Genomic DNA, 15,015 nt, shown 5'->3' with positions numbered 1-15,015 from the left:
TGATCGACCGGGCGAACGGGAGGAGTGCGCTTGGCAGAACATGATGATGCTATCCTGCGGGTCGAAGGCGTCTCGCTTCAGTTTGGCGGCGTGAAGGCACTGAGCGACGTATCGTTCAAGGTCCGCAAGGGCGAGCTGTTTTCTCTGATCGGCCCGAACGGCGCCGGCAAGACCTCGATGCTGAACTGCATCTCGGGGCGTTACAAACCGACGAGCGGTTCGATCACCTGGAGGGGTGCGGATCTCCTGCGACATCCGATCAACGATCGGGCCAATCTCGGCATCGGGCGAACATTTCAGAACCTTGCGCTGTTCGGGCATATGAGCGTGCTCGACAACATTCTCGTGGGCCGCCACCACAAGCTGAAATCCAACCTTGTCAGCGGCATGCTCTACTGGGTCGGGCGAGCGCGCCGCGAAGAGCTCGAACATCGCCGCTTCGTCGAGAACATCATTGATTTCCTCGAGATCCAGCACGTCCGCCACGAGCCGGCGGGCACCCTCTCCTATGGTCTTCGCAAGCGTGTGGAACTGGCCCGTGCCATGGCGATCGAACCGGATCTTATCCTGCTCGATGAACCGATGGCCGGCATGAACCTCGAGGAAAAGGAAGACATGGCGCGCTTCATCATCGGGCTGCAGCAGGAGTTCGAGATGACGACCATGATGATCGAGCACGACATGGGCGTGGTGATGGATCTATCCGACCATGTCGCCGTCCTGGATTTCGGACGTGTCATCGCCGCCGGCGTGCCCAAGGAGGTGCTGGCGAATGAGCATGTCAAGAAAGCCTATCTCGGCGAGGACGACGACGAGCTGCAAAGGTTGGCTGACGAGGATGAGAGGGCGATCGCATGACCTCCCCTCGCCTCGAGATTTCCGGTGACACTGTCAACTGGCCCGAACTTGGCGCCGAACTCAAGGACTCCGCCCGACTAAAGACACTTCCCCGGCTGTTAAGCCACAACGCCCGAACCTTTCCGGAGGAGATCGCCCAGCGCGAGAAGGAGTTCGGCATCTGGATCAGCTACAACTGGGCAGAGGTGGAAGGCCATGTCTCCAGGATGGCCGCAGGCTTCCTCGATCTGGGCCTCGCCCGCGGCGAAGTGGTCGGCATCATCGGCGACAATCGCCCGGAGTGGGTCTGGGCGGAGGTGGCTTCCCATGCCTGCCGGGCCATGAGCCTTGGCATCTATCGCGATGCCCTCGAGGAGGAAATCCGCTTCCTGGCCGGTCATGCCGAACCACGGATCATCGTGGCGGAGGACGAGGAACAGGTCGACAAGCTGCTGAACCTCGCAGAGGCGATCCCGTCGGTAACGGCAATCATCTATACAGATCCCCGCGGAATGAAGAAATATGACGATCCGCGCCTCATCTCCATCGAGGAACTGGAGGCCCGGGGTCAACGGGTGCTCGATGCCGATCCGGGCATGTGGAATCGCATGGTCGATGAAACCGATGGCGCTGACGTCGCCGTCCTGTGCACGACTTCCGGGACGACCGCGAACCCGAAACTGGCGGAATGGACCGGAAATGCCTTCCTCGGTCACGCCGCAGCCTACCTGCGCGCCGACCCACACGGGCCTGAAGACGAATATGTTGCCGTGCTCCCCCTTTCATGGGTGATGGAGCAGATGTATTCGGTCGCGTGGAGCTTCCTGGCGCGCATGAAAGTCAATTTCCCCGAAGACGCGCAGACCCTGATGAAGGACTTGCGCGAAATAGGGCCGACCTTCGTTCTGCTCTCCCCCCGCGTGTGGGAGAGCATCGCCGCAGATGTCCGCGCCCGTATCATGGATACGCAGCCGTGGAAGCGACGCATTTACAACTGGGGTCTCGCCCAAGGCCTTCGCACGTTGGACAAGGGCGCACGCTCCGCCGCCGCCGATCTGCTGCTCTTCAGGCATCTGCGCGATCGTCTGGGGTTCTCCAGATTGAAATCCGCAGCGACGGGGGGCGCCGCCATGGGCCCTGATACGTTCCGTTTCTTCCAGGCGATGGGCCTGCCCCTCAAACAAATCTATGGCCAGACCGAAGCGCTCGGCGCCTACGCCATCCACCGGGCTTCCGACGTGGACTATGAGACAGTCGGCTATCCCATGCCTGGCTGCGAACTCGCGATCCGTGCTCCCGATATCGAGGGGGTCGGAGAGATCCTCTGCCGGCATCCCAACATGATGCCTGGATACTACCGCAATCCGGAGGCCTCGGCCGAGAGCTTCACGGAAGACGGGTGGTTCCAGACCGGTGACGCCGGCTACCTGACCGAAAAAGGCCACCTGGTCGTAATCGACCGCATCAAGGATCTCGCCACGACATCGGTAGGGGCACGCTTCTCTCCGCAGTTCATCGAGAACAAGTTGAAGTTTTCGACCTATGTGGCCGAGGCCGTGATCCTGGGCAAGGATCTTCCTTACCTCTCGGCGATCATTTGCATTCGGTACCCTATCGTTTCCAAATGGGCGGAGGAGCGCCGGATCTCGTTCACCACCTATTCGGATCTCGCGAGCAGATCAGAGGTCTATGAACTCCTGCGCGGCGAAGTGGAGCGCGTCAACGCCACGCTGCCACCCCAGCAGCGCATCGCCCGCTTTATCCTTCTCTACAAGGAACTGGACGCCGACGATGGAGAACTGACGCGCACGAAGAAAATCCGGCGGGGCGTCATTACGGAGAAATATGCCGACATCATCGGGCATATCTACGCAGGCGACGCCCACGTCGATATCGACACGGTCATTCACTTCCAGGACGGCAGCAAGCAGCGGGTGGTTACCACCCTCGCCATCGAGACGCTTCGCGACCTGCCCGGCACGCAGAAGAAGGAGACGAAGGTCGCATGAGCTCATCACTGTTCGTCCAACTCCTGGTCAACGGCATCATCGTCGGCATGCTCTACGGCATCGTCGCCATGTGTTTCGTGCTGATCTACAAATCCACTCAGGTGGTGAATTTCGCACAGGGCGAATTCGTCGTTTTGGGTGCCTGGGTCTGCCTCTCGCTTGTCGTATCCATGGGCCTTCCGTTCTGGCTCGCGTTCATTTTCACCCTCGTCTTCATGACGATCTTCGGCGTCGTGGTGCAGGTTCTCCTGCTGCGCCCGCTCGTGGGCGAGCCGGTAATCTCGGTCATCATGGCGACGATCGGGCTTTCCACCTTCATGCGTGCGCTGATGAACTGGGTCTTCGGCAACAACGCGGTGAGTTTCCCGCCGGTCTTTGGCCAGTCCACGATCGAGATATTGGGCCTGCGAGTGGAGACAGCCTATGCCCTCAGTCTTGCCTTGTCGGTCAGCGTGATGGTCCTGTTCTTCTTCTTCTTCCGCTATTCGCGGTGGGGATTGGCCATGCGGGCAACCGCATACAACCAGCAGATCGCGCAATCGCTGGGTGTCCCCATCGGCCGCGTCTTTGCCATGGCCTGGGCCATTTCCGCCATCGTGTCGGCAATCGCCGGCGTGGTGATAGGGCTGGTAAACGCCGTCTCCAACTCACTCGCCTTTATCGGGATCAAGGTCTTCCCGGCCGTCATCCTCGGCGGACTGGATTCCATCGTCGGTGCAATCATCGGCGGACTGACGATCGGGGTTCTCGAGAACCTCGCGGAATACGTCGACGGGCAGTATTTCCACGTTGGAAACATGTATGCCGTCGCTCCGTTCTACGTCCTTCTCATCATTCTCATGATTAAGCCTTACGGCCTGTTCGGCACGCCGAACATCGAGCGGATCTAAGCGATGACACATGTACCCAATCCAAGACCCACCGGCGATTTTCGAACCTCCTACGCGGCTGACCGCACATTGTTCTCGACCAAAATCGAAACTCGGGCGGTTTTTCTTGGCATTGCTCTGGTTGCAGCTGCGCCACTCTTTTTCAGCGACTACATACTGAGCCAGCTCATCATGATCGGCATCTACGGGATCGCAGCGCTCGGGCTGAATGTCCTGACGGGCATGACCGGGCAGATCTCCCTGGGCCATGGTGCGTTTTTCGGCTTTGGCGCCTTTGCCTCCGCCTGGTTCGCTGCCAAGGGCGTTCCCGTGGTTTTCGCCATACCCATGGCCGGTATGCTGACAATGGCCGTCGGCATGATGTTCGGCATTCCGGCAGCACGCCTCAAAGGGCTCTATCTCGCCATCGCCACCCTCGCCAGCCAGTATATCCTGGAGGACTTTTTTGCCCGCGCGAACTGGTTCACCGGAGGAACGTCCGGCTCTCTCGCGGAGACCGCCAGCATTTTCGGGTTTCAGTTGAACAGCGATACGCGCTATCTTTACCTCGTCCTCTTCTGGGTTGTCGTCTCGTTCGTCGGCGTCGCCAATCTGGCCCGCACACGCGATGGCCGTGCGCTCGTCGCGATCCGGGACCATTATCTCTCCGCCGAGATCATGGGGATCAACCTGACGCGCTACCGCATTCTTTCCTTCGGAATCTCCTCGTTCTTTGCTGGTGTTGCAGGCGCTCTCTATGGCCATTACCTCGGCTTCGTCTCGGCGGAGGGCTTCACGATCATCCTGTCCATCGAATTCCTGGCAATCATCATCATCGGCGGCCTTGGCTCGGTTTCTGGTTCTCTGCTTGGGGCAGCATTCATCCTGCTGCTGCCGCAGGCCATGGAAATGCTTGCAAGCACGCTGGCGCTCGTGGTGCCGGCGCTGACGCAGGGCACTGCCTACATCAAACAAATGAGCATAGGCGCGGCCATCATCCTCTTCCTGGTGCTGGAACCGCAAGGGCTGGTCCATCGCTGGCGGCTGATGCGCGCCAGTTGGAAACTCTTTCCCTTCTCGCACTAGGTGGAATTACCGGCCTGCTCGGGGAGGAGCAGGTCAATTTGGGGGATCACGGCGGTCTTCGCGGCACCGCCGACCGGTCACAACCGTCAGCCGCGATTGGGAGGAACCAAAATGACGTTGCTCGGGAGACTGCCTTTAGCCGCAACTATTGCGGCTGGGTCATTGCTGATTGGCACATCCGCCATGGCGCAAGACAATGAAGTTCTCGTTGGCCATCTGGCCGACTACACCGGACCGACCGGCTTTGTCGGCAAACAATATGGTGCGGGTGTCTCTGACGCCTTCAAGCAGATCAATGCCGATGGCGGTGTCGACGGCACGAAAATCCGGCTCGATACCGTGGACTACGCCTACAAGGCTCCTGAAGCCATCGCGCTTTACAAGAAGTGGGTCGGCCAGGGAATGGTCGCCCTCCAGGGATGGGGAACGGCCGACACAGAAGCCCTCATCAGTTTCGTCACGCGCGACGAGATCCCCACCATCTCCGGCTCCTATTCGGCGCATCTTACCGATCCGCAGGGAAAGAACCCGAACACCAAAGCGCCGGCTCCCTTCAACTTCTTCTACGGCCCATCCTATTCGGACACTTGCCGTGCCCTGGTGCAGTGGGCGTCCGAGGACGCCAAGGCCAAGGGGATCGAGAAACCGGTCTTTATCCACACCGGCGATAACCACCCCTATCCGAACGCACCGAAGGAAGCGTGCGCCGCCTACGCGAAGGAACTCGGCCTTACGGTTGCCAACCCGGTTGTCGTTCCGATGGCACCCGGCGACTTCAAGGCACAATGCCTGACGATCAAGGAAACGGGTGCGAACTACGTCTACATGGGCAATCTGGGCGGTTCCGTGGTCTCGTTGATCAAGAGCTGCACCACGGTCGGCGTAGAGGCAACTTATATGGGCAATCCCTGGGCCGGAGACTACCTGACAGTGGAAGGCGCAGAAGCGCAGGGACTTATATTCCCCTCCGCCACGCCCTTCTACGATGCAGACGTACCCGGCATGGCCTTCGTCAAGAAGATTGTCCAGGACGGTGCAGGGCTGGTCGGCGACCGGCCGACGCACCACTACATGCGCGGCGTCTGCTCGGCCTACTACATGAAGGAAGCGATGGACTGGGCGAAGGCCAATGGCGGCCTGACCGGCAAGAACATCCGCGACGGCATGTATCAGCGCAAGGACTGGGTCCCGGCCGGCCTCGAAGGTGTCTGCACCCCGTCCACCTGGACCAACGAGGATCATCGTGGCCTCACGCAAGTCACCATCAATTCAGGCTCCATGAAGGACGGCAAGGCCGTGATTGACAAGATCGCGACCATCGAGCTGCCGCGCCGCGACGACTGGCTCGGCCAGTAACAGCAAGAAACCGTGGGCCGGTGCCGATGGGCATCGGCTCACGCCAACGCTGGCTTGCATGAAGGAATGAACCAATATGACCGCCGCAATGGAACATCCTGCAAAACCCGCTGCCCGGAGCGAGGTCAGTGGACTTCTGTCCGTCAACAATGTCGAGGTGGTCTTCAATGACGTTATCCTGGTGCTTCGCGGGGTATCCCTCGAGGTCCCGCAGGGAAAGATCACGGCACTCCTGGGGGCAAACGGCGCGGGCAAGTCCACGACACTCAAGGCAATCGCCGGTCTGCTGCGCACGGAAGACGGTGAAATCACCCGCGGCAACCTGACGTATGAAGGCCGAGACGTGACCCACACGGCACCGGACCGGAAAGTACGCGACGGAATCTTTCTCGTCATGGAAGGACGCGGGATCATCCAGGATATGACCATCCGCGACAATCTGCGGCTCGGCGCCTTCACTCGCAAAGGGGCGGATGTAGAAGCCGAGATTGAAGAAGTCTACCGGTTCTTCCCGAGGCTCAAGGAACGAAAGGGGCTGGCTGGATATCTGTCCGGCGGCGAGCAGCAGATGCTGGCTATCGGCCGCGCCATGATGGCCAAACCAAAGCTCATCATGATGGATGAACCGTCCATGGGCCTATCGCCGCTGCTGGTGAAGGAGGTGTTTGGCATCATCCGCCGGCTGAATGAGGAACTCGGCATTTCGATTCTGTTGGTGGAGCAAAACGCCAATATGGCGCTCAAGGTCGCTGACTACGGATACATCATGGAAAACGGCAAGATCGTGCTTGATGGAACCGCCGCCGAACTGGCGCAGAACGAGGACGTGAAGGAATTCTATCTGGGCGGTGGCGAGCGACGATCATTCCACAATGTCAAGAGTTTCCGACGCCGCAAGCGTTGGCTTTGAGCAGCGACCGGAGATGACGATGACCGATTTTTACGACAAACTCGAAACCCGCTCCCCGGACCAACGCGAAGCCGATCTCCTTGCACGGCTGCGCGATCTGCTGGCGCACGCCACGGCACATTCTCCCTATTATCGTGACAGGATGAGCAGTTCGGACGCGGCCGCCATCACGGAACGCAAGGCACTTGCCGGCTTGCCGATCTTGCGCAAGTCGGACCTCCCGGCGCTTCAGGAGGAGAATTCGCCGCTTGGCGGACTTTCGACCATCCAGCCGGGCCAGTTCCGGCGCCTTTTCCTTTCACCGGGCCCAATCGTCGAGCCGGAAGGTAGCAAGGAGCATTGGCGCATGGCTCGGGCGCTGCATGCGGCAGGCATCCGGTCGGGCGATCGGGTGTTGAACACCTTCGCTTATCATTTGACGCCCGCAGGTTTCATGTTCGATCACGGCTGCGCAGAGATCGGGGCCACCATCTTTCCCGGAGGGGTCGGCAATACCGAACAACAGGGTGAGGCCATCGCAAAGCTCGGTCTGACGGCCTATGTCGGAACACCGGATTTTCTGAAGATCATTCTCGAAAGGATGGACGAAAGCAGCCGTGACGCCTCGACGCTCCGTCGGGCGCTGGTCACCGGAGGCCCCCTCTTTCCTCATTTGCGCGAATGGTACGAGGCACGCGGGATCGCGGTCCGCCAGTGTTACGGGACCGCAGAACTCGGGCTCATAGCCTACGAAACGGCCGGTCCGGCGGATGGTATGATTACGGACGAACAAGCGCTCGTCGAAATTGTCCGTCCCGGCACGGGTGACCCGGTCGAAGAAGGCGAAGTCGGAGAAGTCGTCGTCACAACCTTCAACCCGCTTTACCCACTGATCCGCTTTGCCACGGGGGATCTCTCGGCCTTCATGTCTGGACCATCGCCTTGTGGCCGGACAGCGCCACGCCTGAAGGGCTGGATGGGACGCGCCGACCAGACCACCAAGGTGCGCGGCATGTTCGTTCACCCGGCACAAATCGCACGCCTGATCAAACCGCATGACAACATAGGCCGCGCGCGGCTGGTCGTCACGGAGGAAGACGGGCGCGACCAGATGACGCTTCATGTCGAATGTGCGGAAGAGGCAAATGGCCTTGCGGAACATCTCTCGCAGGCAATACAGGTCGAATGCCGCCTTCGCGGCAGGGTCGTTATCGAGCGCCCGGGAACCTTGCCCAATGACGGGAAGGTCATCGATGATCGGCGCTCGCTCGGCGTATAGGGTACGCTCTAAGCCGGAATGCGCTTCGGCATCGCGATAAAGCGCTTCGCGTTACCTGCCAAGCCTCTCTCCGTTCGCGCAGGCGGAGACTTCGTCCGATGTTCCCTTCTGTGCCTGCGAATTATACGCTTGGGGCCATCGATCAGAAAAAGCCTCGGAGAAATATTTAGCGAAATCAATTGACTTAAGCGACGTAGGGAGAGAGCCTCGGGTCACGGTGCGGGCATCTATCTGTCAACCGTAGGAAAGTTCCGATCGACCTTTCGAAACCGCCATGCACGGCAGGTTTCCTGGAAGTCGGCACCAAGTTGGGCAACGCCGTTACCGGCAAGAGCCAGATACTGGAGGGAATGATGTTGAAATCCATGCGCAAAACACTCCTGGGCGCGACGCTGATTGGCGCATCGCTTACCACGCACGCTTATGCGGAAACGACGCTGAATGCGCTCTTCATGGCTCAGGCCGCCTATAGCGAGGCGGATGTCCGGGCGATGACCGATGCCTTCACCACGGCCAATCCGGACGTGAAGGTCAATCTGGAGTTCGTGCCCTATGAAGGCCTGCACGACAAGACGATCCTCGCCCAGGGATCTGGCGGCGGCTACGACGTCGTTCTGTTCGACGTGATCTGGCCGGCCGAATATGCGGCCAACAACGTGCTGGTGGATATCTCCGACCGCATCACGCCGGAGATGAAGAGCGGGGTTCTACCGGGAGCGTGGACGACCGTTGAATACGACGGCAAGCAATATGGCATGCCCTGGATTCTCGACACCAAGTATCTGTTCTACAATAAGGAAATCTTGGAAAAAGCCGGCATCGAATCGCCGCCGAAGACCTGGGAAGAATTGCGAACCCAGGCGCAGACGATCAAGGAAAAAGGACTTCTGGACGCGCCGATCGTCTGGAGCTGGGCTCAGGCGGAGGCCGCCATTTGTGACTACACCACACTGGTCAGCGCCTATGGCGGTAGTTTCCTGCAGGACGGCAAGCCCGCATTCCAGACCGACGGCGGCCTCGATGCGCTGACATACATGGCGGAAAGCTATAATTCCGGTCTGACCAACAAGAATTCGAAGGAGTTCCTGGAAGAAGACGTCCGCCGCGTCTTCCAGAATGGGGAGGCAGCCTTCGCCCTCAACTGGACCTATATGTACAACCTTGCCAATGATCCGAAGGAAAGCAAGGTCGCCGGCAAGGTGGGCGTCGTGCCCGCTCCGGGCATCGAAGGCAAAAGTACCGTCTCGGCCGTCAATGGTTCGATGGGCCTTGGCGTAACCACGACCAGCAAACATCCGGACGAGGCCTGGAACTACGTCGCCTTCATGACATCCCAGGAGACGCAGAACGCCTATGCGAAACTGAGCCTGCCGATCTGGGCATCGTCCTACGACGATCCAGCCGTCACGGCCGATCAGGAAGAGCTCATCGCGGCTGCAAAAGTGGGCCTGGCAGCCATGTATCCACGTCCGACAACACCTCGGTATCAGGAGCTCTCGGCGGCGCTGCAGCAAGCAATCCAGGTAACGCTGCTCGGTCAGGCGACACCGGAAGAGGCCTTGAAAGCCGCCGCTGAAGACAGTGGCCTGTAATTGGTCAAGGCAGGCCTGCAGTGTCGGTTTCCGACGCTGCAGGCCGGCCAAAAGGCCTCACCGGCAGGCAATTCTGTAATTAGCGTCGACTAGGTTCTTTCGCATGTCCAGCACATGGATAACAACACGGGCATGGCTCCTCATGCTGCCGCTTCTGGTGGTGATGATTGCGGTCATCGGTTGGCCAATGGCGGACACCATACGGCTCTCCTTTACCGATGCGAGGCTGGTCGGCAGTCAGGGCGATTTCGTCGGTCTTGCGAACTACGAAAGGATGCTCGGCGGCTCGAGTTTCCAGAAAGCGCTTGTCACAACCACACTGTTTTCGGTTGTTTCCGTTGCGGCAGAAATTGTGCTCGGCGTGCTTGCGGCGCTGCTGCTCAATCAGAAATTTCATGGTCGGACGTTATTGCGGGCCTTGATGATCCTTCCGTGGGCGCTGCCGACGGTCGTCAATGCCACGCTCTGGCGGCTGATCTACAATCCCGAATTTGGTGCGCTAAACTCCGCCCTCATCCAGATCGGCATGCTGGACGCCTACCGCTCCTGGCTCGGAGAGCCCGGCACGGCCCTGACCGCCCTTATCGTCGCCGATTGCTGGAAAAACTTTCCCCTCGTTGCGCTGATCGCCCTGGCAGCCCTTCAGGCTGTCCCGCGCGACATTACGGCCGCGGCGATGATGGATGGCGCAGGTGCATTCGCCCGGTTCCGCTTCGTCATTATGCCTTATCTCGCCGGCCCCTTGATGGTGGCACTGGTGCTGCGCACCATAGAGGCTTTCAAGGTCTTCGACATTATCTGGGTGATGACACGCGGCGGTCCCGCAAACAGTACGCGTACATTGTCGATACTCGTTTATCAGGAGGCTTTTTCCTTCCAGCGGGCCGGATCGGGCGCGTCGCTGGCTCTGATTGTCACCCTGCTCGTTACGGTGCTGTCGCTGATCTATGTGGTCCTGGTCCGCAAGAGTTCGGAGATGGGCTGACATGGAACGCAGAAGCCTCACCTTCACGATATTCATCCATCTGAGCGCCCTCTTGCTTGCGGTGATCATACTTGCTCCGATGCTCTGGCTGTTTGTCATGAGCATCTCGCCAGCGGCCGACCTGACGGCAAAGCCGCTAAACTGGTGGCCAACGGCGATCGATCTGTCGCGCTATCAGTTCCTACTCTCGCGGATCCCCAATAGCGCCGGAGCGGCCTTCACCGCATCCCTGATCAACAGCATCATGGTGGCCGGAATGGCGACGCTTGCAGCTCTTGTCGTGGCTGTTCCTGCCGCCTGGGCAGTCTCGCGCACCCCATCGGTCACCTGGTCCCTTTATGCGGTCATTGCCACCTATATGCTACCGCCTGTCGCGCTTGCGGTTCCTCTCTATATGGGGCTGGCGACATTCGACATGCTCAATACCGTCTACGGATTGGCTCTGGTCTATATGACGATACTGGCGCCGTTCACCACATGGCTGATGAAATCAGGCTTCGATTCCATTCCGCATGAGATCGAAAACGCAGCGATGATGGAGGGCGCGCGCCTTGATCAGATCTTGCGAATGATCACCTTGCCGCTCGCTGCCCCGATCATGGCGACGGCCGCCCTGTTCGCCTTCCTGCTCGCCTGGGACGAGTTCTTCTACGCCCTGCTTTTCACCTCCGATCAACGTTCCAAGACCCTGACCGTCGCCATTGCCGATCTCGCCGGTGGCCGGGTTTCCGATTACGGATTGATCGCAACGGCTGGTGTCCTCGCCTCCCTTCCGCCCGTGGTGGTCGGCCTCGTCATGCAGCGTGCCCTGATTGCCGGGCTGACGACGGGCGGCGTCAAAGGATGACCATGAACTCTATGTCAAACCGCCCAGCGGGACTGATTGCCATCGAAAACGAAATGGCGCACCAGCACGCGGATGCTCTCGCCACGTTCATGGCAGCAGCCCCGCTTGCCGAAAACATCGCCGCGTCCCTTCGACGGACTGGCCGGCTCCTGCTGCTCGGCATGGGTGGCTCCCATGCCGTCGGACGCGCAGTCGAGCCGCTCTATCGCGATCTCGGCATTGACGCCATCGCCTTGCCGCTGTCCGAGCAACTGGGGCAACCCCTGCCGATTGCCGGTCGCACAATCATCGTGACGTCGCAATCCGGCGAAAGCGCCGAAGTCCTGCGGTGGTTCGCCGTGGTCGGGGAGCAGCCGGATACTTTCGGGCTCACGCTGGAGGGGGGCTCATCGCTGGCCCGCAAAGTCCCATGCCTGGTTGGCGCTGGCGGTACCGAACGGGCCTTCGCCGCAACGCGGAGCCTGACGGTGACATTCGCCATGCACATGGCGATATTGGCGGCACTCGGGCAAGATGCCCAGCCCGCCCTCGCCGTCCTGAACACGCCACAGGCTCCAGATATCGGCACCGCCCTCGACGCAATGTCGGGTGTTATGACCATTGTCACCTCCGGCCGGCGCCTTCAGGGTGTCGCCGAGGCGATTGCGCTCGGCCTGACCGAGCTTCTCGCGTCTGCCCTGCTTTTCGCTCGAGGGGGGCCAGTTGCGCCACGGACCTATGGAAATGCTCGGGCCTTCGGTCGGCGTCCTCCTGTTTCGCGCCCGCGACGAAACCGCAGCCCTGGTGGCGGGGATGGCCGCCTCCGCTTTCGAAGCGGGCTCCCCCGTTGTGATTTTCGACACATCCGGCGATCCACCGGCTGACGATGTCGTGACCATTGGCCTCGGGCAGGCGAGCGGAATGGCTGCAATCCTGGCCATCCTGCCTGTCGCGCAACGTTTCATGGTTGCCTTTGCGGCGAGCCGGGTTGCCGATGTCGGCACGCCCGTCCGCTCCACCAAGATCACACGGAGCGAGTGACCAATGCGTCCGCTTGCAGTCATAGGCAATGTCAATGTCGACCTTATTCTCGGCCCCACCGAGCCCTGGCCGGCCGCCGGCACCGAGGTTATCGTGGATCATGACGAGCTACGCGTGGGTGGCTCTGCCGGTAACACGGCCTTGGCCTGGACGGCACTCGGGGTCGATTTCCAGATAGCCGCGAGTGTCGGGAATGACCAGTTTGGGCTCTGGTTGCGCGATGCCTTCGCCGAGCAGGCAAAGGACTGGCCGGTCGAACCGGCCAGCACAACGCTTAGTGTGGGAATTACCCATCCGAACGGCGAGCGGACGTTCTTTACGACACGAGGACACCTCCCGCTCCTCAGCTTCGCGCAAGTGCAGACCATGCTGGATGTTGAACGCCTGCGTGGAGGCTATGCCCTGCTTTGCGGCAGTTTTCTCACGGATTCATTGCGCGACGACTATGACGACTTTTTTGACTGGGCAGATGCGAAAGGGATCCACGTGGCGCTGGATACCGGCTGGCCCCTCGACGGCTGGACAGAAAAAAACCGCGCCGCTGCGACCCGCTGGCTCAAACGCAGCCGCTGCTCCCTGCTCAACGAGGTGGAAACGACCGCTGTTGCCGGATGCAGCGACCCGATCGAGGCGGCGCGCCGCCTGAAAAGCCTGATGCGGCCGGATGCAATCGTCGTGGTCAAACGCGGCGCCGAGGATGTGATCGCGATAGATGCCGATGGCACACTTGTGTCGTTCAAGACGCCGCGTGTCAAAGTCGTCGATACCATCGGAGCGGGCGATGTGTTCAATGCCGCCTTTCTCACAGCCCTTTGCGCCGGCAACGCACTTGACGTCTGCCTGTCGCACGGCGCCCGCGTGGCGTCCCAAGCGATTTCCACCGCGCCCCGTCGCTATGGCGGCCCCGACACAATTTCCATGCTGGAGGCCATTGATGAGCGCCCTTGAAATCCGGGACATCCGCAAACGCTTCGGCCAAGTCGAAACGCTGAAAGGCATCAACATCTCGCTCGACAGCGGCGAGTTTCTCGTTTTGCTCGGAGCGTCCGGTTGCGGCAAGTCGACCTTGCTCAACATCATCGCCGGTCTGACCGAGCCGAGCAGCGGAGATGTGCTGATCGACGGTCGATCGGTGCTTGGCGTCCATCCCAAGAACCGCGACATCGCAATGGTTTTCCAGTCCTACGCCCTCTATCCAAACATGTCGGTTGCGCGGAATATCGGCTTCGGACTGGAGATACGCAAAGTGCCGGAAAAGGAGCGAGAGAAGGCGATACTCGATGCAGCCACGCTGCTGCAGATCGAGGACCTTCTCGATCGCCGTCCTTCGGAACTGTCCGGCGGACAGCGCCAGCGCGTCGCGATCGGCAGGGCACTGGTGAGAAATCCGCGGATCTTTCTGTTCGACGAACCGCTGTCCAATCTCGATGCGAAACTGCGCATGGAAATGCGCGTGGAACTGAAGCGGCTCCACGAGAAGATGAAGACCACGGTCGTCTATGTTACCCACGACCAGATCGAAGCCATGACGCTTGCCACACGCATCGCGGTCATGCGCGCCGGCCGCATCGAACAGATGGGTACACCCGAAGAAATCTACAACCGCCCGGCAACGCTCTACGTCGCCGGCTTTGTCGGCGCGCCGCCGATGAATTTGCTGGATGCCACCATTTCGAACGGACAGTTGCAACTGCGTGGTAGCGAGGAAACGATCGCCATGCCATCCCGCCTCGAAGGATCCCTGGCGGAAGGCCAGCCCGTCTGCATCGGCATCCGCCCCGAAAGGCTCGCACTGGACGATCGCACACCGCCAGGACGCGGGATCAAGGCACGCATAGAACTCATGGAGATGACCGGACCGGAATTGGTCGTCATGGCCAAGGTTGGCGACCAGCGCCTCACGGCCTGCCTTCCTCCCAACAGCCCGATTACCAACGAATCCGAACGCCTTTTTGCCTTCGACGAGGACGCGCTCCATGTTTTCGACCCGAAGAGCCAGCAGGCACTCTAGCACTTGCGGCAGGGCCGTCCTCTTCGCAATGGTCTGAAGGTTCGCTGCTTGGCGACTTTCCCACTGTCCTCATCGCCAGAGGATGGGACGACTGTAGGGACCGGTGAACAAACCGATCCTACCGGAAAACACTGATGGCCACCCTGTCAACACCACCACCCCCTGGGACACGATCGGATTGAACCGACGCCCCGTCCAGACTCGGTTTCCGCATCGCGGCACACGGCGAATCTTG

At 60.3% G+C, this 15,015-nt stretch carries 12 protein-coding genes and 1 pseudogene; all 13 read left to right on the top strand.

Annotation, left to right across the window (positions count from 1 at the left end):
- The first annotated feature begins 54 nt into the window (after positions 1-54).
- Positions 55-858, top strand: coding sequence for an ABC transporter ATP-binding protein (locus ACWPVA_RS04260; RefSeq protein WP_454289524.1), 804 nt, complete (start codon positions 55-57; stop codon positions 856-858).
- Positions 855-2,846 carry an AMP-binding protein gene (locus tag ACWPVA_RS04255; RefSeq protein ID WP_454286491.1) on the top strand — a complete coding sequence of 664 codons (1,992 nt, stop codon included), beginning with the start codon at positions 855-857 and terminating at the stop codon, positions 2,844-2,846. The genes ACWPVA_RS04260 and ACWPVA_RS04255 overlap by 4 nt, the downstream gene beginning before the upstream one ends.
- Positions 2,843-3,736 (top strand): branched-chain amino acid ABC transporter permease, encoded by an 894-nt coding sequence (locus ACWPVA_RS04250; protein WP_454286490.1) that lies wholly within the window; start codon positions 2,843-2,845, stop codon positions 3,734-3,736. The genes ACWPVA_RS04255 and ACWPVA_RS04250 overlap by 4 nt, the downstream gene beginning before the upstream one ends.
- A gap of 3 nt (positions 3,737-3,739) precedes the next feature.
- Entirely contained in the window at positions 3,740-4,801 is a 1,062-nt protein-coding gene (locus tag ACWPVA_RS04245; protein ID WP_454286489.1) for a branched-chain amino acid ABC transporter permease, read from the top strand.
- 111 nt (positions 4,802-4,912) lie between these two features.
- A complete protein-coding gene (locus ACWPVA_RS04240) occupies positions 4,913-6,157 on the top strand; it encodes an ABC transporter substrate-binding protein (RefSeq protein ID WP_454286488.1) in 1,245 nt (414 codons plus the stop codon).
- 76 nt (positions 6,158-6,233) lie between these two features.
- A complete protein-coding gene (locus ACWPVA_RS04235) occupies positions 6,234-7,067 on the top strand; it encodes an ABC transporter ATP-binding protein (RefSeq protein ID WP_454286487.1) in 834 nt (277 codons plus the stop codon).
- Between the two features lie 19 nt (positions 7,068-7,086).
- Positions 7,087-8,325, top strand: a complete 1,239-nt coding sequence (locus ACWPVA_RS04230) for a phenylacetate--CoA ligase family protein (RefSeq protein ID WP_454286486.1) — start codon at positions 7,087-7,089, stop codon at positions 8,323-8,325.
- Between the two features lie 353 nt (positions 8,326-8,678).
- Complete coding sequence (locus ACWPVA_RS04225; RefSeq protein WP_454286485.1) at positions 8,679-9,917, top strand: extracellular solute-binding protein; 1,239 nt, start codon at positions 8,679-8,681, stop codon at positions 9,915-9,917.
- A gap of 103 nt (positions 9,918-10,020) precedes the next feature.
- A complete protein-coding gene (locus ACWPVA_RS04220; RefSeq protein ID WP_454286484.1) occupies positions 10,021-10,902 on the top strand; it encodes a carbohydrate ABC transporter permease in 882 nt (293 codons plus the stop codon).
- 1 nt (position 10,903) lies between these two features.
- Positions 10,904-11,749 carry a carbohydrate ABC transporter permease gene (locus ACWPVA_RS04215; RefSeq protein WP_454286483.1) on the top strand — a complete coding sequence of 282 codons (846 nt, stop codon included), beginning with the start codon at positions 10,904-10,906 and terminating at the stop codon, positions 11,747-11,749.
- Between the two features lie 2 nt (positions 11,750-11,751).
- Positions 11,752-12,769: pseudogene (locus ACWPVA_RS04210) on the top strand (SIS domain-containing protein).
- 3 nt (positions 12,770-12,772) lie between these two features.
- Positions 12,773-13,717, top strand: a complete 945-nt coding sequence (locus tag ACWPVA_RS04205) for a carbohydrate kinase family protein (RefSeq protein WP_454286482.1) — start codon at positions 12,773-12,775, stop codon at positions 13,715-13,717.
- Entirely contained in the window at positions 13,704-14,780 is a 1,077-nt protein-coding gene (locus ACWPVA_RS04200; RefSeq protein WP_454286481.1) for an ABC transporter ATP-binding protein, read from the top strand. Before ACWPVA_RS04205 ends, ACWPVA_RS04200 begins: the two co-directional genes overlap by 14 nt.
- Positions 14,781-15,015: the final 235 nt, after the last annotated feature.

The sequence above is a fragment of the Rhizobium arsenicireducens genome, from assembly GCF_964021225.1.
This window is presented reverse-complemented; position numbering and strand designations above follow the sequence as displayed.